Source organism: Streptomyces sp. NPDC007901 (assembly GCF_042959465.1).
Lineage (GTDB): Bacteria > Actinomycetota > Actinomycetes > Streptomycetales > Streptomycetaceae > Streptomyces.
Window position 1 is genome coordinate 36114 of record NZ_JBIBKW010000027.1, and the last position, 18703, is coordinate 54816.

The 18703-nt window shown below is 72.9% G+C and carries 20 protein-coding genes; 8 read left to right on the forward strand and 12 right to left on the reverse strand.

Features of this window, described 5'->3' with window-relative positions; genetic code table 11:
- Positions 1-11: 11 nt before the first annotated feature.
- The 3 genes from ACFZDK_RS48245 to ACFZDK_RS48255 are packed head-to-tail and all read right to left on the reverse strand — an operon-like array spanning position 12 to position 3606.
- Positions 12-2573, reverse strand: coding sequence for an FtsX-like permease family protein (locus tag ACFZDK_RS48245; protein ID WP_390983584.1), 2562 nt, complete (start codon positions 2571-2573; stop codon positions 12-14).
- A complete protein-coding gene (locus tag ACFZDK_RS48250) occupies positions 2570-3319 on the reverse strand; it encodes an ATP-binding cassette domain-containing protein (RefSeq protein WP_390983587.1) in 750 nt (249 codons plus the stop codon). The genes ACFZDK_RS48245 and ACFZDK_RS48250 overlap by 4 nt, the downstream gene beginning before the upstream one ends.
- Positions 3316-3606 (reverse strand): SHOCT domain-containing protein, encoded by a 291-nt coding sequence (locus tag ACFZDK_RS48255; protein WP_390983589.1) that lies wholly within the window; start codon positions 3604-3606, stop codon positions 3316-3318. Before ACFZDK_RS48255 ends, ACFZDK_RS48250 begins: the two co-directional genes overlap by 4 nt.
- A 181-nt stretch (positions 3607-3787) precedes the next feature.
- On the opposite strand from ACFZDK_RS48255, the gene ACFZDK_RS48260 reads away from it, so the two are divergent.
- From ACFZDK_RS48260 to ACFZDK_RS48275, 4 genes are read left to right on the forward strand one after another with little or no spacing between them, the layout of a single operon-like run.
- The gene (locus ACFZDK_RS48260) at positions 3788-4342 is read left to right on the forward strand and encodes a TetR family transcriptional regulator (RefSeq protein ID WP_390983592.1); all 555 of its coding nucleotides are present in this window, start codon (positions 3788-3790) and stop codon (positions 4340-4342) included.
- 5 nt (positions 4343-4347) lie between these two features.
- A complete protein-coding gene (locus ACFZDK_RS48265) occupies positions 4348-4737 on the forward strand; it encodes a cupin domain-containing protein (protein WP_390983594.1) in 390 nt (129 codons plus the stop codon).
- Positions 4738-4762: 25 nt separating this feature from the next.
- On the forward strand, positions 4763-5347 hold the full coding sequence (locus ACFZDK_RS48270; protein ID WP_390983597.1) for a DUF4865 family protein: 585 nt from the start codon (positions 4763-4765) through the stop codon (positions 5345-5347).
- The gene (locus ACFZDK_RS48275; protein WP_390983599.1) at positions 5344-6252 is read left to right on the forward strand and encodes a phosphotriesterase; all 909 of its coding nucleotides are present in this window, start codon (positions 5344-5346) and stop codon (positions 6250-6252) included. Before ACFZDK_RS48270 ends, ACFZDK_RS48275 begins: the two co-directional genes overlap by 4 nt.
- Here the strand turns inward: ACFZDK_RS48275 and ACFZDK_RS48280 are convergent.
- Positions 6249-7721 (reverse strand): ketol-acid reductoisomerase, encoded by a 1473-nt coding sequence (locus ACFZDK_RS48280; protein ID WP_390983601.1) that lies wholly within the window; start codon positions 7719-7721, stop codon positions 6249-6251. The genes ACFZDK_RS48275 and ACFZDK_RS48280 overlap by 4 nt on opposite strands.
- Before the next feature lie 88 nt (positions 7722-7809).
- Between ACFZDK_RS48280 and ilvY the strand changes: the two genes are divergently transcribed.
- Positions 7810-8661 carry an HTH-type transcriptional activator IlvY gene (gene ilvY, locus ACFZDK_RS48285; RefSeq protein WP_390983604.1) on the forward strand — a complete coding sequence of 284 codons (852 nt, stop codon included), beginning with the start codon at positions 7810-7812 and terminating at the stop codon, positions 8659-8661.
- A gap of 30 nt (positions 8662-8691) precedes the next feature.
- On the opposite strand, the gene ACFZDK_RS48290 is transcribed toward ilvY, so the two are convergent.
- On the reverse strand, positions 8692-9930 hold the full coding sequence (locus ACFZDK_RS48290; RefSeq protein WP_390983607.1) for an ROK family protein: 1239 nt from the start codon (positions 9928-9930) through the stop codon (positions 8692-8694).
- A gap of 129 nt (positions 9931-10059) precedes the next feature.
- A complete protein-coding gene (locus tag ACFZDK_RS48295; protein WP_390983610.1) occupies positions 10060-10710 on the reverse strand; it encodes an alpha-ketoglutarate-dependent dioxygenase AlkB in 651 nt (216 codons plus the stop codon).
- 67 nt (positions 10711-10777) lie between these two features.
- Between ACFZDK_RS48295 and ACFZDK_RS48300 the strand changes: the two genes are divergently transcribed.
- Positions 10778-11908, forward strand: coding sequence for a methyltransferase (locus ACFZDK_RS48300; RefSeq protein WP_390983613.1), 1131 nt, complete (start codon positions 10778-10780; stop codon positions 11906-11908).
- On the opposite strand, the gene ACFZDK_RS48305 is transcribed toward ACFZDK_RS48300, so the two are convergent.
- Together ACFZDK_RS48305 and ACFZDK_RS48310 are read right to left on the reverse strand one after the other, a co-directional pair.
- Complete coding sequence (locus ACFZDK_RS48305) at positions 11895-12755, reverse strand: ketose-bisphosphate aldolase (protein WP_390983616.1); 861 nt, start codon at positions 12753-12755, stop codon at positions 11895-11897. The genes ACFZDK_RS48300 and ACFZDK_RS48305 overlap by 14 nt on opposite strands.
- A 2-nt stretch (positions 12756-12757) precedes the next feature.
- The gene (locus ACFZDK_RS48310; RefSeq protein WP_390983619.1) at positions 12758-13660 is read right to left on the reverse strand and encodes an SIS domain-containing protein; all 903 of its coding nucleotides are present in this window, start codon (positions 13658-13660) and stop codon (positions 12758-12760) included.
- Between the two features lie 124 nt (positions 13661-13784).
- On the opposite strand from ACFZDK_RS48310, the gene ACFZDK_RS48315 reads away from it, so the two are divergent.
- The gene (locus ACFZDK_RS48315) at positions 13785-14564 is read left to right on the forward strand and encodes a DeoR family transcriptional regulator (RefSeq protein WP_390983622.1); all 780 of its coding nucleotides are present in this window, start codon (positions 13785-13787) and stop codon (positions 14562-14564) included.
- 49 nt (positions 14565-14613) lie between these two features.
- On the opposite strand, the gene ACFZDK_RS48320 is transcribed toward ACFZDK_RS48315, so the two are convergent.
- The 3 genes from ACFZDK_RS48320 to ACFZDK_RS48330 form a co-directional block, all read right to left on the reverse strand.
- Complete coding sequence (locus tag ACFZDK_RS48320) at positions 14614-15009, reverse strand: luciferase family protein (RefSeq protein WP_390983624.1); 396 nt, start codon at positions 15007-15009, stop codon at positions 14614-14616.
- 182 nt (positions 15010-15191) lie between these two features.
- Entirely contained in the window at positions 15192-16121 is a 930-nt protein-coding gene (locus tag ACFZDK_RS48325; RefSeq protein WP_390983627.1) for a PfkB family carbohydrate kinase, read from the reverse strand.
- Positions 16118-16795 carry a class II aldolase/adducin family protein gene (locus tag ACFZDK_RS48330; protein WP_390983629.1) on the reverse strand — a complete coding sequence of 226 codons (678 nt, stop codon included), beginning with the start codon at positions 16793-16795 and terminating at the stop codon, positions 16118-16120. The genes ACFZDK_RS48325 and ACFZDK_RS48330 overlap by 4 nt, the downstream gene beginning before the upstream one ends.
- Positions 16796-16852: 57 nt before the next feature.
- Between ACFZDK_RS48330 and ACFZDK_RS48335 the strand changes: the two genes are divergently transcribed.
- The gene (locus tag ACFZDK_RS48335; RefSeq protein WP_390983632.1) at positions 16853-17506 is read left to right on the forward strand and encodes a TetR family transcriptional regulator; all 654 of its coding nucleotides are present in this window, start codon (positions 16853-16855) and stop codon (positions 17504-17506) included.
- A 274-nt stretch (positions 17507-17780) separates the two neighbouring features.
- On the opposite strand, the gene ACFZDK_RS48340 is transcribed toward ACFZDK_RS48335, so the two are convergent.
- Complete coding sequence (locus ACFZDK_RS48340; RefSeq protein ID WP_390983635.1) at positions 17781-18320, reverse strand: hypothetical protein; 540 nt, start codon at positions 18318-18320, stop codon at positions 17781-17783.
- Between the last annotated feature and the right edge of the window lie 383 nt (positions 18321-18703).

Sequence of the window (18703 nt, forward strand, 5' to 3'; positions counted from 1 at the left end):
GTACCCCGGCGCTACTCCATGGCGATCGCCCGCAGCACGTCCAGGCGTGCCGCCCGCCGGGCCGGGCGCAGGCCCGCGAGGGCGCCCGCCGCCAGCCCGACCAACGCCACGACCGCCAGCCGGCCCGGCGGGACGGCGAACGCGAACGCGGTGTCGCTCGCGCCGTCCGAGGCCCTGACGAGGACCCAGCCGAGGAACGCGCCGAGGCCCAGCCCGCCGGCCGTGCCGAAGGCGGCGACCAGGACCGACTCCCAGCGCACCATGGCCCGCAACTGGGGGCGGGTCTGGCCGACGGCCCGCAACAGGCCCAGTTCCCGAGTGCGTTCGTGGACGGCCAGGGTCAGGGTGTTGGCGATGCCGAGCAGCGCGATGAGCACGGCGAGCGCGAGCAGCGCGTAGACGAGGGTGAGCATCATGTCGATGCCGCCGGCCGAGGACTGCGCGTACTCGTGCCGGGTCTGCACCCGCGGGTCACCGTACCGCGCGGCCACCCGGGTCACCGCGGCCTTGCCCGCGTCGGCGCTCACCCCGGACCTGAGGGTGACGGCCACCAGGGTGTCGGAGTCCTGGATGCGGTGCGGGGCCCAGGCGGCGCGGGTGATGACGTAGTCGCCGGCGAGTTCGGAGCGGCCGTAGACCGCGCGGACGGTGAAGTCCTGCTCCGTGCCGTCGGTGAAGGCGAGGCGGGCGGTGTCGCCGGTGCGCAGGTGCAGCCGGTCGGCCTCGGTCCGGGTGACGGCGATACCGTCGGTGCCGAGCCGGGCGAGTGAGCCCTGGACGGTGCCGAGGTCGAAGGTCCGGGCGAGGGCGGCCGGGTCGGTGACGGTCAGCGCGCGTCCCCTGCCGTCGACCTCGGCGACCCCGCGGCCGAGTCCGACGGCGGTGTCCACCTCGGGCAGCCGCTGGATCGCCGGGGCCAGCCGGGGGCTGAGTCCGCTGCCGCCCGCGCCGAAGGAGGGGTTGCTGACGGCGAGGTCGCCGGCGAAGGACCGGGAGACGGTCTGGTCCATGGTGGCCTTCAAGGACGCGCCGAACACGGTGAACAGCGAGACCACGGCCACCCCGATCATCAGCGCGCTCGCGGTGGCGGCGGTCCGCCGGGGGCTGCGCAGCGCGTTGCGCCGGGCGAGGGCGCCGGTCACTCCGCGCAGCCGGTCCAGGGGGCCGCCGAGGAGTCGTACCGCCGTGGTCGCGGCGACCGGGCCCAGGACCACGAAGGAGACCAGGGCCAGCAGGGCGCCGAGTCCGGCGAGCCAGACGGACGGTGAGACCAGGACGCCGGTGAGCGCGAGGGCGACGGCCGGCGCGCCGAGGCCCGCGCCGACCACGGCACGGAGGCCGGACGCGCCCGAGGAGTCGACGGCGGTCTCGCGCAGGGCGGCCAGCGGTGCGGTGCGTCCGGCGCGTACGGCGGGCAGCAGCGCGGAGCCCAGGCACACGACCGCGCCGACCACCAGCGGGAGGGCCATCGAGAGCGACTTGATCACCAAGTCGCCGTCGGGGAAAGGGAATCCGATGGCCGGGAAGAGCGCCTGCAGCCCGGCCGCGACCCCGATGCCGCCCGCGAGTCCGGCGGCGGACGCGGTGACCGCCACCACGCTCGCCTCGGTCAGGGTCGACACGGTCACCTGGCGGCGGGAGGCGCCGAGGGCCCGCAACAGGGCGTTCTCACGCGTGCGTTGGGCGACGACGATCGCGAAGGTGTTGTGGATGGAGAAGGTCGCGACCAGCAGGGCGACCCCGGAGAAGACCAGCAGGAAGGTGGTGAAGACGGTCAGGAACTGACTGGAGATCATGTCGGTGTTCTCCTGCGCCGCCTGCCGGCCGGTGATGACCTCGACTCCCTTGGGCAGTACGGGAGTCAGCCGGTCGATGAGTTCCTTCTGGCCGACGCCGGGACCGGCCCGGACCAGGATGGAGGCCGCCTCGCCGGGCTTCGCGGTGAGGTACTTCTCGGCGTCGGCGCGGGTCATGCCGGTGAAGGTCACCTGGGCCATGCCGTCCTCGCCGCCGAAGGTCGCGAGGCCGACGATCGTCACCTTCACCGGGTCCGGGGTGCGCAGCACGGTCGTGTCGCCGATCCTCAGGCCGCCCTTCTTCGCCGCGCCCCGGTTGACCACGACCTCCCCGGACCTGGCGGGGGCGCGGCCCTCGGCGATCCGGTAGGAGTTGAGCTCCGGGTCGGTGATCCAGTTGCCGGCGAGGGTCGGCGGGCCCTGGCCGCCGACGGGTTCGCCGTCGGCGCCGACCAGTTGTCCTGCGCCCTGGATGTCCGGCGCGGCGGCCGCGACGCCGGGCACCCGTTCCACGGCGTTCACCAGGGACGTGGGGACGGGCTGTCGTACTCCCTGGGCCTCGCCCGGTGTGGTGATGGCGTCGGCGCCGCGCACCACGGCGTCGGTGCCGCTGGTGGCCTCGCCGAACATCGAGTCGAAGCTCGCGCGCAGGGTGTCGCCCATGACCAGGGTCCCGGCCAGGAAGGCGACCCCGAGGAACACGGCGAGGAAGGTGCCGGCGAACCGGCGCCGGTGGGCGCGCACGGAGGTCAGGCTGAGGCGTACGGAGGCGTTCACGACCGCACCTCGAAGGCCTTCATCCGGTCCAGGACCGTGTCGGCGGTCGGGGACTGCATCCGGTCGACCAGCCGCCCGTCGGCGAGGAAGACGACCTCGTCGGCGTGGGCGGCGGCCACCGGGTCGTGGGTGACCATGACGACCGTGCGGCCCGTCTGCCGTACGGCGTCACCGAGCAGGCCGAGGACCTCGGCGCCGGAGCGGGAGTCGAGGTTGCCGGTGGGCTCGTCGGCGAAGACGACCTCGGGACGGCCGGCGAACGCCCGGGCCACGGCGACGCGTTGCTGCTGGCCGCCGGAGAGTTCGGAGGGGCGGTGGTGCAGCCGGTCGCGCAGCCCGACGACGTCGACGAGCGCGTCGATCCACTCGGGGTCGCCGCGGCCGCCCGCCAGGTCCAGCGGCAGGGTGATGTTCTCCGCGACGGTCAGCGTCGGCAGCAGGTTGAACGCCTGGAAGACGAAGCCGACCCGGTCGCGGCGCAGCAGCGTCAGCCGCCGGTCGTCGAGCGGGCCCAGCTCGGTGTCGCCGACGTAGGCGGCGCCGGAGGTGAGGGTGTCGAGGCCGGCCGCGCAGTGCATCAGGGTGGACTTGCCGGAGCCCGACGGGCCCATGATCGCGGTGAAGCGTCCCTCGGGGAACGCCACGTCCACGCCGTCCAGGGCGCGTACGGCGGTGTCGCCACCGCCGTACACCTTCACCGCGCCCACGACCCGGGCCGCGGCCCGTACCGCTGTCGTCGTGGTCATGCCGCACCGCCCTTGCCGAGGCGGCCGAAGTGCTCCTCCAGGACGGACAGCCGGCGCCAGTACTCGTCCTCGTCGATCTCACCGGCGGCGAAGCGGCGGCCGAGAACCGCGAGCGGCGAGTCGCCCGCCGGGCGTCCGGTGTCCATCGGGCGCCAGGGGCCGCCGCGTCCGCGCCAGGCGGTGCGGCGCAGCAAGATGACAGCGCCGATCACGACGGCCGCCCAGATCAGCGGGAAGAACAGGATCCACGGGCCGGGCCCGCCGTCCCAGTTCGCCAAGGTCTGCATCTCGGTTCAACTCCCTCGTCGGAGGCTCGGGGTGTGCTGCGTCGAGACTGGCCGCGGGGCGGGGTCCGGGTCGTCGTGCGGCCGGCGGCAGTGGCCGTACCTCCCGGGGAGTACAGGGGCCGACGGCGCCTGCTCCCAGCCGCGCTGGCGGACTGTACCTACTAGTATGTACAGTGCTCGCATGAGCACGTCGGAGCGGTTGATCGAGTCCACCCGTGAGCTGCTGTGGGAGCGGGGTTACATCGGCACCAGCCCCAAGGCGATTCTGGAGCGCGCCGGAGCCGGCCAGGGCAGCATGTACCACCACTTCAAGGGCAAGCCGGACCTGGCCCTGGCCGCGATCCGGCGGACCGCGGACGAACTGCTCGCCACCGCCGAGGGGGTACTGACCGGGCCGGGCACGCCGTACGAGCGGATCGAGGCGTATCTGCTGCGGGAGCGCGATGTGCTGCGCGGCTGCCCGGTCGGCCGGCTGACCATGGACCCGGACATCGTCGCGAGCGACGAACTGCGGGCGCCGGTCGAAGAGACGCTGGACCGGATCCGGGAACTGATCGCCGGGATCGTCGAAGAGGGCAAGGAGCAGGGGCAGTTCGGGCCCCGGGTGGACGGCGGGGAGATCGCCGCCGCCGTCCTCGCGACCGTGCAGGGCGGCTACGTCCTCGCCCGTGCCTCCGGTTCACCGGCCGCGTTCGACGCCGGCGTGCGCGGACTGCTGTCGCTGCTGAGGAGTTGACGTACGTGCACATCACCAGGAACCGCCCCGACACCCGGCAGGGCCCGGCGGAGAACTTCACCGGCACGGTCTGGCTGGACGAGGTGGCCGCGCCCGCCGCCCCGTCCCGGCTGCGCCTGTTCAACGTCCACTTCGCACCCGGCGCCCACACCGCCTGGCACCGGCACCCGCACGGCCAGGTGCTGCACGTGCTGGAGGGCGAGGGGCTGGTGCAGCGCAGAGGCGGCGAGGTGGCGGCGATCCGCGCGGGCGACACGGTGTGGATCGAGCCGGACGAGTGGCACTGGCACGGCGCCGGGCCCCGCACCTTCATGACGCATCTCGCGGTCGTGGAGGCCGCGCAGGACGGCACGACCACCGAGTGGCACGAGCACGTGACCGACTACCCCGCCTGACCCGGCCTGCGAAGGGAACCGCACCATGCACGCCATGCAGTACGAGTTCGTACTCCCCGCGGACTACGACATGGGCATCATCCGTTCCCGCGTGGCCCGTGTCGGGCACCTGCTGGACGACTGGGACGGTCTCGGCATCAAGACGTACCTGCTGCGCGAGCGCGGTGTGCACGGCTCACCGGTGAACCAGTACGGGCCGTTCTACCTCTGGAACACCGTGCGGGGAATGAACGACTTCCTGTGGGGAGGCGCCTTCCAGGGCCCCGTCGACGACTTCGGACGGCCGCGGATACGGCAGTGGACGGGCCTGGCCTTCGAGGAGGGCACCGCCGCCGGCTCCCCCGCCTCGCTCGCCGTCCGGCGGCGCCGACCGGTGCCGGACGGAGTGGAGTTGACCGCCTTCATGGCGCAGGCCGCGGCCGAGACCGGGCGGCTGGCCGCCGAGGACGGAGCCGTGCTGGCGGCGTCCGCAGTGGACACGCACGCCTGGGAACTGGTCCACTTCTCGCTCTGGGAGCACGACACGGCCAAGGCCGAGGGCGACGTCTTCCAGGTGCTGCACCTGTCGCAACCGGGGCGCGCCGGGCTGCCGCGCGGACGGCAGTGGTGAGCACGGTCCGTACGGTCCTCGGTGACATCCGGCCCGAGGACCTGGGCGTGTGCGACGCGCACGACCACCTCTTCCTCCGCAGCCCTCAACTCCCGGGCCGGGAGCTGAACGACGCGACCGCCGCGCGGGCCGAACTGGAGGCGTTCCGGGCGGCGGGCGGGGCGGCCGTCGTGCAGTGGACCCCGTACGGGATGGGACGGCGGGCCGCCGACCTGCCGCTGCTCTCCCGCGCCGCCGGGGTGCACCTGGTCTGCGCCACGGGACTGCACCAAGCGGCGCACTACGCCCCCGAGTTGCTCGACCGGCTGCGCGGCCGGCTCGCCGAGGTCTTCGCCGACGAGCTGACCCGGGGCATCGGTACTTCGGGGGTGCGCGCCGGACTCATCAAGGTGGCGGGCGGTTTCCACGCACTCGACGCACACGCCCGCTGGACGATGACCGCGGCGGCCGAGGCGCACCGGGCCACGGGTGCGCCGATCGCCGTCCACCTGGAGCTGGGCACCGCCGCACTGGACGTACTCGACCTGCTCTGCGGGGAGTTGGGAGTCCCGGGCGACCGCGTGATCCTCGGCCACCTCAACCGCTCCCCCGACCTCGTCGTCCAGCGCGAGGCCGCCGCCTCCGGCTGCTGGCTGGCCTTCGACGGCCCCTCCCGCGCCAACCACGCCACCGACTGGCGCATGCCCGAGGCCGTACGGTCCCTGGCCGAGGCCGGGTTCGGGGACCGGCTGCTGCTGGGCGGGGACACCGTGGTGGCGGGGGCCCGGTCGGTGGACGGCGGGCCCGGGATGCCGCACCTGCTGCGGCGCGTACGACCGCGGCTGATTGCGGAGTTGGGCGCGGAGCAGGTCGACCGGATCCTGACCGCCAACCCGGCCCGGGCGTTCGCGCTGGAAGGGCGTTAGGCCACGAAGATGTCGACCGACGGGCGGAGTTTCGCGGCGGCGGCCAGGGCCTCGTGGGCCGGATGGATGTCGAAGGCGGCCAACAGGGCCTGGTCGGCGGGGAGTCCGGCCGCCGGGTAGGCGATCTGCTCGAAGGCCGCCTGGAAGCGCGGGCCCCAGCGGCGGGTGCCGAGACGCGCCGTGCGGGAGCAGTTGTCGACCATGTACGCCACGTCCCGCGCGTGCATGTAGGGCAGCAGCGAGTCGACCGCCTCGATGACGGACTCGTTGACGATCTCGGACCAGGGGTGGCCGCGCCCGGCGAACTCGTCGACCTGCGCCATCATCGTGGCGACGAACACGCCGGCGGTGAACGGCTCCACGGGCAGCTCCCGTTCGGCCCGCCGGGCGCGGACCTCCTCCCCCGTCGCCCACATCGGCGAACCGCCGATCCGGCTCATCTCCCGCTTCCCGAGCCGCTGTTCGGCCAGGATGACGCTGCGCAGCTCGGTACCGTCGGCGACTTCGTCGTAGATCTCGGCGACGATTTCCCGGGCCGGTCCGTAGGCCGCCGTGTACGCCCGGTCGAAGACCTCCCGGCCGGCGGGGTCGAGGTCGTCGCGGACGGCGCGGATGCCCGCCCGGGAGATGGTCCGGGCGATCGGCCCGGTGACGTTCTCGCAGGACCGCTCGTACGCCGTCACCGCGTCGTCCCCGGCGAGCCGGTAGTGGCTGTGCAGGCTCTCCACGATGCCGTGCACGGCGCCGAGCAGGATGGCGCGTTCGCCGACGACGTCGGAGCGGTACTCGCTCTCCAGCGTGGTGCGGAAGGTGTACGGCGCCCCGAGCGCGACCGACCAGCCGAGCGCGAGGTCGGTGGCCCGGCCGTCCGGGTCGGCGTGCACGGCGAAACTGCCGTTGATCCCGGCGCCGTTGATCTCGGCACCCTGTTCGTAGAGGCGGCGCACGGAGTCGCCCATGCCCTTGGGACAGACGGCGATCACGCCGTGGCCGGCGGGGAAGTCACCGCCGGTGGCCCGCAGATGGCCGAGCAGGAAGCCGTGCGAGAGGCCGATGACCGCGCCGGGCCTGAGCACGGCGAAGATCTCCTGGTGGTGGGCGGCGAGGGCGGCGTCGGCGATCAGCAGGAGCAGCAGGTCGCTGTCGGCGGCGACGGCGAGCCAGTCGCCGAGGGTGCCGTTCTCCTCGGTGAAGCCGTGCTCGCGGGCGTCGGCCGCCGAGGCGGAACCGGGGCGCAGTCCGACGGCGACCGTGATGTCCGTGCCGGCAAGGGAGTCACGCAGGTTGCGTGCCTGAGCGCGGCCCTGCGGGCCCCAGCCGAGGACGCCGATCCGACGGATCCCGGCGAAGGCCTGGGGCAGCAGCGGGAACAGGTGCCGTCCGCCGCGCAGGATCGTCTCGGTGCCGCCGGGCACGTCCATCGTTTCGAGTGCGAAGACACGGGAGGTGTAGCTGCTCGTCGAGGTCATGGTCGAGTTGTAGGCTCCGAGCAGGTATTGCGGCAAGCGCAACTTTCGCAGCGGCCTCTTGCAGATCATGAAAGGGCCTGGTCACAGGATGCGGGACGACTATCGTGAGCTGCGGCTCTTCCTCCATCTCGCCCAGTCGCTGAACTTCGGGCGGACCAGCCTGGACTGCCATGTCAGCCCGGCCACGCTCACCCGGACCGTGCAACGGCTGGAGGCGGAGCTGGGGCACCGGCTGTTCGACCGGGGCCCGCGCGGGGTGTCCCTGACGGCGGAGGGCCACCGCTTCCGCGCATACGCGGTCCGGGCTCTGGAGTTGTGGCAGACCTACCGTGACGAGCACCCCGATCCGGCCGAACTCCAGGGCAGGCTCGCCGTGTTCGCCACCGTCACCGCCTGCCAGGCCCTGCTCCCCGACCTGTTGGCGCCGTTCCGGGCGGCGCACCCTCAGGTGCGCCTCGATCTGCGCACCGGTGACGCGGCGGCCGCGCTGGCCCGGCTCGACGAGGGCGAGGCGGACGTGGCCGTGGCCGGGATCCCGGCGCGACTGCCGGAACCGCTGGTCGGCCGTACCGTCGCGGTCACCGACCTGGTGCTGGTCACCGCGCGCGACCGGCCGGACCCCGGTCCGCACGGCCCGTTCGTCCTGCCGCAACGGGGTCTGGTGCGCGAGGCGGCGGACCGCTGGTTCCGCGCCCGGGGCACGGTGCCGGACCTCGCCTGCGAACCGGACGGCCACGAAGCCCTGTTGGCCCTGGTGGCCCTGGGCTGCGGCACGGGGCTAGTGCCGCGGATCGTCCTGGAGCACAGCGCGGTGCGGGACCGGATCGCGGTGCTCCCGGCCGACCCGGCGCCGGAGCCGTTCCCCATCGGCTTGTGCGTCCGTCGGTCCGACCTGCGGCGACCGCTGGTGGCGGCGCTGTGGAGCCTCACAGCGAACTGAGGCCTGGGCGCAGGGGCTTTCGCGGGGGCTTTACTGCAGCGCCCCCAACGGGTCGTCCAGCACCGGCTGCCACGCCAACTCGGCTGCTCCCACGAGGCTGTTGTGGCTCAGGGTGCACGGCAGGATCGGAACGCCGCCGCTCTGGCCCCACAGGCTGCGGTCGGCGACGACGGCGCGCAGTCGCTCCGGGTCGGCGTCCAGGAGGGTGCGGTGCAGGCCGCCGAGGATGATGCGGTCGGGGTTCAGGATGTTGACCAGTCCGGCCAGGCCCAGGCCGAGGCGGTCGATCAGGGCCTCGGCGGCTCTGCGGACCGTCGGGTCGTCGTAGTGGTCGCGGACCAGGTCCTCGGCCTGCCGCAGCAGCGACACCTCGGGGCCGGGCTCGCGGCCCGCCTCGACGAGCAGCGCCAGCGGATCCGCCTCGACGTCCAGGCAGCCCCGGCTGCCGCAGTGGCAGGGGCGGCCCTCCGGGTTCACGGTGAGGTGGCCGACCTCCAGCGCGAGCCCCGAACTCCCCGTGTGCAGACGGCCGTCCAGGACCAGCGCGCCGCCGACGCCCCGGTGCCCGGTGGCCACGCACAGCAGGTCCCGCGCACCCCGGCCGGCGCCGTGCCGGTGCTCGGCGAGCGCGGCCAGGTTCACGTCGTTGCCCGCGAACGCCGGGCCGGTGATCCCGGCCGCGCGCACGCACTCCGCGAAGATCCGGCGTACCGGCGCGCCCACAGGCCAGGCCAGGTGGAGGGGGTTGAGGGCCAGGCCCTCCGGTTCGGCGACGGCGGACGGCACGGCGAGTCCGGCGCCGACGCAGCGCCGGCCGGTGCTGCCGAGCAGGTCGGCGCCCGCCTCGACGACCGAGCCGAGCACCTTCGCCGGGTCGGCGTCGACCGCCTCGCAGCCGGGCGCGGTCGCGACGATACGGCCGCCGAGGCCGACCAGTGCCGCGCGGAAACCGTCCGCGTGGACCTGCGCGGCCAGCACGACCGGGCCGTTGTCGGCGACCTCCAGGCGGTGCGAGGGCCGGCCCTGGGACCCGGCGGCGGCGCCCGGGTGGGCGTCGACCGTGATCAGGCCGAGCGCCTCCAGTTCGGCGGCGACCGCGCCGGCGGTGGCCCGGGTGACGCCGAGTTCCGCGGTGAGCACGGCGCGGGTGGGGGCGCGGCCGGTGTGCACGAGTTCCAGTGCGGGGCCGAGTGCGCCGCGTCCTCTGTCCAACCGGGTCTTCGAGGTGGTCCCTTCCCCCGCGGGCCGGGGGTGTGCCTTGCCGCTCATGAGGGGGAGTCTGCCATGATCCGTAGTGTTGGACAGTGTCGGTGCGTTGTGGCTGGTCGCGCCCACGCGGCGGGGCCGCACATCGATTCAGCCCCGCGCCCCTGAGGGGCGCGCCTCAGCCGAGGTCGGTCAAAAGCCACTCACCCTCAGCGTGACGTTCAAACGGCCGGTCGATCCCAGCCCCGCCGGTCCTGTGCCCGGGTACACCTTCGGCACCCCGTGATAGGCGAGCCTCGACTCTCCGCCGAACACGAACAGGTCCCCCGACCTCAGCTCCACGTCCGTGTAGGGCCTCCCTCTGCTCTCCGTGTTGCCGAAGCGGAACACGCAGGTGTCGCCCAGGCTCAGCGACACCACCGGCGCGGTGGAGCGTTCGTCGGCGTCGCGGTGCATGCCCATGCGGGCGTCCGCGTCGTAGAAGTTGATCAGTGCGATGTCGTACGACAATCCGCCGACCGCCGCCGGGCCGAGCGCGTCGGTCGCCGCGCGGCGGGCCAGGTCGTCCAGCCAGGCCGGGAAGGGCTTCACGGGGCTGTCGTCGCCGTCGACGACCGTGCGGGCGTAGGCGTAGGGGTACCAGTGCCAGCCCAGGCAGACCTGGCGGGCGGTCATGGTGCCGCCGCCAGGGGTGCGGACCGTGCGCAGGCCCGCCGGGGGCCGGGCCCAGTCACGGCAGGCGGTCAGCAGCGCGCGCTGCCGCTCCGGGTCGAGCCAGTCGGGGACGTGCACGGCGCCCGGCGCGAGCGGGGCGCGCGCCCTCGGGAACAGCTCATCCTCCATGCCCCCATCCTGCCCGACCGGGTCTGAGCTGGGGCTCCGCTAGCCTGGACACACGATGAGCGACCGTATGACGACTGCGTGGGGCGAGTTCGAGCTGTCCCGCTTCCCCGAGGATCCGCGCGACCGGCTGCGTGCCTGGGATGCCTCCGACGCGTATCTGCTGAGGCATCTCGCCGCGGAACGCACCGGGCTGTCCGGCACGGTCGTGGTCCTCGGCGACCGGTGGGGCGCGCTGGTCACGGCGCTGGCGGAGCACCGGCCGACCCAGATCACCGACTCCTACCTGAGCCAGGAGGCGACCCGGGCGAACCTCGCGCGCGCGGGGGTCGAGCCGGGTGCCGTGCAGCTGCTCACGACCCAGGATCCGCCGCCGGAGCGGGTGGACGTGCTGCTGGTACGGGTGCCGAAGAGCCTCGCCCTGCTGGAGGACCAGCTGCTGCGGCTGGCGCCCGCCGTGCACCCGGACACGGTCGTGATCGGCACCGGCATGGTGAAGGAGATCCATACGTCGACGCTCCGGCTGTTCGAGCGGATCCTCGGGCCGACCCGGACCTCGCTCGCCGAGCAGAAGGCCCGGCTGATCCACTGCACTCCGGATCCGTCGTCGGCGCGCCCGGCCAATCCGTGGCCGTACAGCTACGCGCTCCCGGACGGCATCGGGCCGGTCTCCGGCCGTACGGTCGTCAACCACGCGGGCGTCTTCTGCGCCGACCGTCTCGACATCGGTACGCGGTTCTTCCTCGCGCATCTGCCGGCGGGCGGCCGACGGATCGTGGACCTGGGGTGCGGCAACGGGGTCGTCGGTACGGCGGTGGCACTGGCCGACCCGACGGCCGAGGTGCTGTTCGTGGACGAGTCGTTCCAGGCGGTGGCCTCGGCGGAGGCCACCTACAAGGCCAACGGGGTGCCCGGGCACGCCGAGTTCCGGGTCGGGGACGGGCTGGCCGGGGTCGCGGACGGCAGCGTGGACGTGGTGCTGAACAACCCGCCCTTCCACTCGCACCAGGCAACCACCGACGCGACGGCGTGGCGGATGTTCAGCGGGGCGAAGCGGGTACTGCGGCCGGGCGGTGAGCTGTGGGTCGTCGGCAACCGGCACCTGGGCTATCACGTGCCGCTGCGCAGGCTGTTCGGCAACAGCCGACTGGTCGCCGGTGACCCGAAGTTCGTGGTGCTGAAGGCGGTCAAGCGGGGGTAGGCCCCAGCACGCCGATGATCCTGGTCACCTCGCCGGCCATCGCCTCCCTGCCGACGCTGAGGTACTTGCGGGAGTCGACCGCCTCGGGGTGATCGGCGAGGAAACGGCGGATCGAGGCGGTCATCGCCATGTTGAGCGCCGTGCCGACGTTGACCTTGGCGATGCCGCCCGCCACGGCGGCCACCAGCCCCTCGTCCGGGACCCCGGAGGAGCCGTGCAGGACGAGCGGGACCGGTACGACGGCGGACAGCCTCGTGAGCAGTCCGTGGTCGAGGGCGGCGGTGCGGGTGGTCATGGCGTGAGCGCTGCCGATCGCCACGGCCAGGGCGTCGACCCCGGTGCCGGCAACGAAGGAGTGTGCCTGGTCGGGGTCGGTGCGGGCGCCGGGTGCGTGGGCGTCGAGCGGCGGGCGGCCGTCCTTGCCGCCGACCTCGCCCAACTCGGCCTCGATCCAAAGGCCCTGGGTGTGCGCCCAGTCGACGGCTGCGGCGGTCGCGGCGAGGTTCTCGGCGTACGGAAGCCGGGAGGCGTCGTACATCACGGAGCTGAAGCCGGCGCCGGGCGCCTGCCGGAGCAGGTCGTCGCTCTGGACGTGGTCGAGGTGCAACGCGACGGGGACAGTGGCCCGTTCGGCGGCCGCGGTGGTCGCGCGGGCCAGCGGAAGGAGGCGTCCGTAGCGGAACTTGACCGCGTTCTCGCTGACTTGGAGGACGACGGGTGCGCCGGCCGCCTCGGCGCCGGTGACGACGGCCTCCACGTGTTCCAGGGTGATGACGTTGAACGCGGCGACGGCTGACCGGACTTCGGCGGCCCGGGTCATCAGCTCGCCGGTGGCTGCAAGGGGCACGGTCACTCTTTCCTTGATATGCCGGGCGGGGTGAGGATCACCGAGCGGGTGAGATGGCGCGGCCGGTCGGGGTCGACGCCCCGGGCGGCGGCGACGGCGACCGCGAGACGCTGGGCGCGGACGAGTTCGGCGAGCGGGTCCAGGGTGCCTTCCACCCACAGTCCCCCGGTGGCGGTGACCTGTTCGGCGAGCCCGGCGGGTGCGGGGCCGAACATCCAGGTGGCCGTGGAGCGGGTGGTGACGGCGATCGGGCCGTGCCGGTACTCCATCGCCGGGTAGGCCTCGGTCCAGGACAGCGAGGCCTCGCGCAGCTTCAGCCCGGCCTCGTTGGCGAGTCCGACAGTCCAGCCGGACCCGAGGAAGGTGAACTGGGTGCGGTCGACGAGCCCCGGCGGCAGGGGGGTCGAGAGCGCGGTGCGGGCGTCGGCGATCACGGCGTCGGTGTGCAGGCCGAGGTGGGCGCGGAGCAGGGTGAGCGCGGTCGTCGCGAACCGGGTCTGGACGACGGAGCGTTCGTCCGCGAAGTCCAGGACGACGAGGTCGTCGGCGGCCTCCGGCACCGGGGTGTCCGGGTCCGCGGTGATCGCCGCCGTGCGCGTGCTTCCTTTCAACTGCCCGAGCAGTTCGAGCACTTCGGTCGTGGTGCCGGAGCGGGTCAGGGCGAGCACCCGGTCGTAGGACCGTCCGCGCGGGAACTCCGAGGCGGCGAAGGCGTCGGTCTCCCCCTGCCCCGAGGACTCGCGCAGTACGGCCGCCGCCTGGGCCATGAAGTACGAGGTGCCGCATCCGACGATCGCGACCCGCTCCCCCGGTGCGGGCAACGCCTCCGCGTGGCGCTTCGCGGATTCGGCCGCCCGGGTCCAGCAGGCGGGTTGGCTGTGCAGTTCCTCCGCGATATGTGACATACCACTACCCTCCCCTGCGATGACTGTTCTTGCAAGATAGAGCCACATTCCGAGCATAATCAAGCATCCAGCCGGAATCCAGGTGCGCTAAGGTCGCCGGGAGATCGAGGAACGGAGGCGGCGGATGTCGCGCGACGCCCGCTGGAAGGCGCTGCTTGAGCTGCTCGTCGAGCGCGGCCGCCTCGACGTCGAGGAGGTGGCGGCCGAGCTGGCGGTGTCGGCGGCCACGATCCGCCGGGACCTCGACCAGCTCGCCGAGCAGCAGATGCTGGTGCGCACCCGGGGCGGGGCGGTGGTGCACGGGGTGTCGTACGAGCTGCCGTTGCGCTACAAGACGGCCCGGCGGGCCTCGGAGAAGCAGCGGATCGCCAAGGCGGTGGCGGAACTGGTCGCGCCGGGCGAGGCGGTGGGGCTGACCGGCGGGACGACCACCACGGAGGTGGCCCGCGCCCTGGCCGTGCGCGGCGACCTCGCCGGCGGCGCGCCGGCGCTGACGATCGTCACCAACGCGCTGAACATCGCCAACGAGCTCGCCGTACGGCCCCAGTTCAAGATCGTGGTGACGGGCGGGGTGGCGCGCCCGCAGTCGTACGAGCTCGTGGGGCCGCTCGCGGACGGGGTACTGGGGCAGATCACCCTCGATGTGGCGGTGCTCGGGGTGGTCGCCTTCGACGTCACGCACGGGGCCGCGGCCCATGACGAGGCGGAGGCCGCGATCAACCGGCTGCTGTGCGAGCGGGCGGCCCGGGTGGTCGTCGCCGCCGACTCCGGCAAACTGGGCGGGCGGGCGTTCGCCCGGATCTGCGCGGCCGAACTGGTGGACACGCTGGTGACGGACACGGCGGCGGCGCCGGACGTCGTGCGCCGGTTCGAGGAGGCGGGGATCCGGGTCATCACCGTGTGACCGGTGCCGGTCACGGGCCCCCCTCCGGCGCCGCCGCCGGACATCGCTGTCACATCCCGCTGGTGTCCGCGCTGACGAATCCCGCGCCGCGCTGGTCGTTGCAGCCGAACACGGGCCGGTCGACGGGGTCCGGCCAGCTCTGCTGGGCCTGGAGGGCGACGCTGACCAGGGTCAGCAGCAGATCGACGTCGCTCGCGGCGTCGAGTCGTATGGTGACCCACTGCGAGCCCGGGACGATACGGATCGCCCCGGTGCTCCTGAAGTCCTTGGCGAAATGCAGGACGGCACGGTTGGTGAGACGCAGGTCCACATCGCGGTCCGAGTGGAAGTGCGCGATCTCGCCCTGCGACGAACTCACCGCCTGACCCAGACCGCAGCTCGGTACCGCCTCGGTCAGGTCGGGCCAGGTCGCCAGTTGCGCCAGAGCGCGCGAGGCCAACGTCATGGGGCCATCATGGCCCGCTCACTCTCCGGTAACCAACTAGCGAGCAGTTATTAACCGAGCTGTTGCCGGGCTCTGTCCGAACACAGGCGCAGGGGGCGCCTGAATATCCGCAGGACTTCAGTGGTTCGGGGGACGGAAGGTACCTCTCGGACGTCCGGGGCGGTCGTGGCGAACGTCACGTTTTACGCACGTGTGGCACTCGCCGCCGCGAACGCGTCGACGGCCTCGAGGTCGAAGTCCCCGTGGTCGCTGCCGAGGCCCTGGGCGACCAGTGCCGCAACGGCGTTGCCGAGGACCGCGGCCTCGTGCGGGGTGCGCCCGAGTCCGATGCCGCGGAGGAAACCGGCCGAGAAGGCGTCGCCGCAGCCGGTGGTGTCCACGACGTCGATCTCGAAGGTGGGGACCGTCTCGGTGCCTTCGGCGGTGACCAGGAGCGTGCCGTCGCCGCCGCGCGTGGCGGCGACCAGCCCGGCCCCGGCGTCGATCAGCTTCTTGGCGCCGGCGACCAGGTCGTCCTCCTCGGAGAAGCCCAGCACCTGGTCCTCGTTGGGGAGCAGGTGGTCGATGTGCGGCAGCGCCGCCGCGATCTGCTCGAAACTGCCGAACACGCCGGGGGCGAGGAGGTCCACGGACGTGGTCACCCCGTGCTCCTTGGCGAAGTGCAGGATTCGCGCGGCGATGTCGACGCCGATCAACTCCGGTCCGCCGAGATGGAGATGGGTGGCTTCGGCGAGGGCGTCCCAGGGCACGTCGTCGAGGCCGTAGGTGACGTTGGCGCCGAGCAGATGGAGGGAGGGCCGGTCGCCGTTGGGGCGGATGGGCAGCACGCTCGCCGAGGTGCCGGTGTCGATACGGCGCACCAGGAACCCGGTGTCGATCCCGGCCCTGTCGAGCAACTGCACCAGCATGTCGCCGGTCGCGTCGGTGCCGATCGCCCCGGCGCTCAGTACGTCGGCGCCGAGTTTGGCCAGGCTGAGCGCGGTCCCGCCGGCCGTGCCCGCGGCGGTCATCCTGATGTCCTCGACCAGGGTGGCGCCCTGCCCCTCGGGTATCGCGTCCACCGGCCGCACCAGCACGTCCAGCACATGCACGCCCATCGTGACGACTCTCATGACTTGCCCTCCCGCAGGGTTTGGGTGGTGCCGTAGTTCCGGGCGATCGCGGCCTCGATCACCGCGAGTTGCTGTTGCTCGTCGAGGACGCGGGGCTGCCCGAGAGCCGCCGCGTGCTGGTAGACACCGCAGGCCCATTCGAGCAACAGGGCGTTCTCGACGGCCTTGTCGAGGGTCGGGCCGACGGTGACCGAGCCGTGGTTGGCCATCAGGGCGGCGCTGCGGCCGTCGAGCGCGGCGAGCACCGACTCGGCGAGTTCCGGAGTGCCGAAGGTGGCGTACGGCGCGACCCGCACGGCACCGCCTAGTGCGAGCAACTGATAGTGGATACAGGGAAGTTCGTCGAGCACGCAGGACAGGGCGGTGGCCATCGGCGCATGGGTGTGCACGACCGCGCCGGCGCCGTAACGCCGGTAGACCCCCAGATGCAGGTCGAGTTCGGAGGTCGGCTGCAGGGTTCCGGCGCACACCTTGCCGTCCAGGTCGACCACCGTCACCTGACCGGAGGTGAGTTGGGCGAGCACCGCGCCGGTCGCGGTGACCGCGATCCGGTCCCCCACCCGCACGCTGACGTTTCCCGCCGTGCCGATGAGCAGGCCCGCCGCTCCCAGGCGGCGGCAGACCTCCGCCACCGCGGCCCGCTCCTGAACCAGCGCGGAGCTTGAGTCCGTCATGGCCGCGACGGTAACGTAAACCTGAAACAAAGTCACGTTCAGATTCAGGAGCCGTCCGTGAGCGAGCCGACCGCCGACGAGACCGGGGTCGTATTGCGCCGGACACCCCAACAGGCCCGCAGCAAAGCCCGGTTGGCGCGGGTACTCAAGGCCGCGGAGCGGGTGCTGGTCGCCGAAGGCGTCCAGGCGCTGACCACGACCCGGGTCGCCGCCGAGGCCAAGGTGTCGGTCGGCTCGCTGTACCAGTACCTGCCCGACCGGGACGCGATCATCGACGCGCTGGCGGCCACCTACTTCTCCCAACTCGAAGCGGTGATGGAGGAGTTCGTGCGCAGCGCGGCGACCGAGCGCTGGCCCGACCCGGTCGGCGTGCTGATCGACACCTACGCCGGGCTCTACCGCACCGAGGAGGGCTTCCGGGCCCTGTGGTTCGGCAGCGGCCTGACCGACCGGACCCGGGAGGCGGACCGCGAGCACAAACGCCGGATGGCCGACGGGGTGCGCCGGGTGCTGCTCGCGCTCGGCATCGCCGGCGACTCGGAGGGACTCGGCCGCGCCTGCCACGCCGCGCTCCTCGCCGCCGACGCCCTCGCCCAGGAGGCCTTCCGCCGCGACGCCGGGGGTGACACGGCCCTCCTGGAGGAGGCGAAGGTGATGCTGCGCGGCTACCTCGCGGCCATCGCCGCTCGGCAGGGACACGGCGACGCCTGAGCGCAGGGTGAGCGGGGCGTGGCTCCGCCCAGCGGGCCCGTTCCCGGACCGGTTGGCCGCCCGGGGCCGGCTCGAGGCCGCCGTCGCCGACACGGACCTGCTCCGCGTCCGGACCGCGCCGCACCACCCGACCGGCGTGCGCATACCGAAGCCACGGCGCAGGGGCCTCGCCGCCGACCGGCATGCAGCGCCCGGACCAGGAGCGCCTGCTCCACCTCACATAAGGGCGTCCGAACCGACCCGCAGGACGTTCCGCCCGCCCCACGGAAGCGGTTCAGCGGGGGGTTTTGACGTAGATGTACGGTGCGGAGACGTACGCGCTGTGATGATCCGCGGCGCGGAGCGCGGCGGTGAGGCGCTCGCGTGGTTTCAGGTCGAGGTGGGCGGTGGCGTGCAGCGCGCCCAGAGCCAGGTCGTCCCCGCTGCCGACGGCCGTGTATCCCCCGTCGGGCTCACCGACCTGGTAGTCGTCGTAGATCTCGAAGAGACGGCCGTGGATGCCGACGAGGAAGACGCCCGCCTGTTCCTGTTCCGAGTCCTTGCGGGCCCAGCCGCCCTCCTTGAGGCAGGTCCGGACGGCGTTGATGAAGGTCGTGGCCATGAAACGGTCGAGGTCGCCTTCGGGGTGCGGTGCCTCGAAGGCGTGGTGCAGGAGCTGGCCCATACGGAACGAGGTGGTGAACCCGAGCGCATAGGGGCCGTTGGTGAAGACCTTGGGATCCCGGCGAATGGTGAGCTGCGAGCCGCTGCTGCCCGCGGAATCCCCGGCGAGGTGGACGCGCTTTCGATGGACCAGACCGACGATGACGGTCAAGTCACCACCTCCGGGGGCTTGTTGAATCCTTGCCTTCCTCCATGGAGCGGTTCTTTCCCTGCCCCCGACGGAGTTACCGCTTCCGGGCGGAGATCCGGGAGCGTTGCGGTGGTGCGGTGGCCGCCGATGTGAACCTCGGGCGTACGGACCCCGTTTGCCCGCCGTACGCCTTCTCCGTGTCTGATGGCCGACGGTCGTGGACATGACGGGCGCGATCCCGGGTGTCCACTGCCGTCTCGCCCCGAGGGAGCGCGCTCCGGGTCCGGGATGACAACGTTATCCCCGACGAGGCCGGACCGTGCGTGTGGACCGCGACGATGGAGAGGTTCCGTGCCTGTCAGACCCGACGTGCCCCAGCCCCATGTCATCCGTCCGGCAACCGT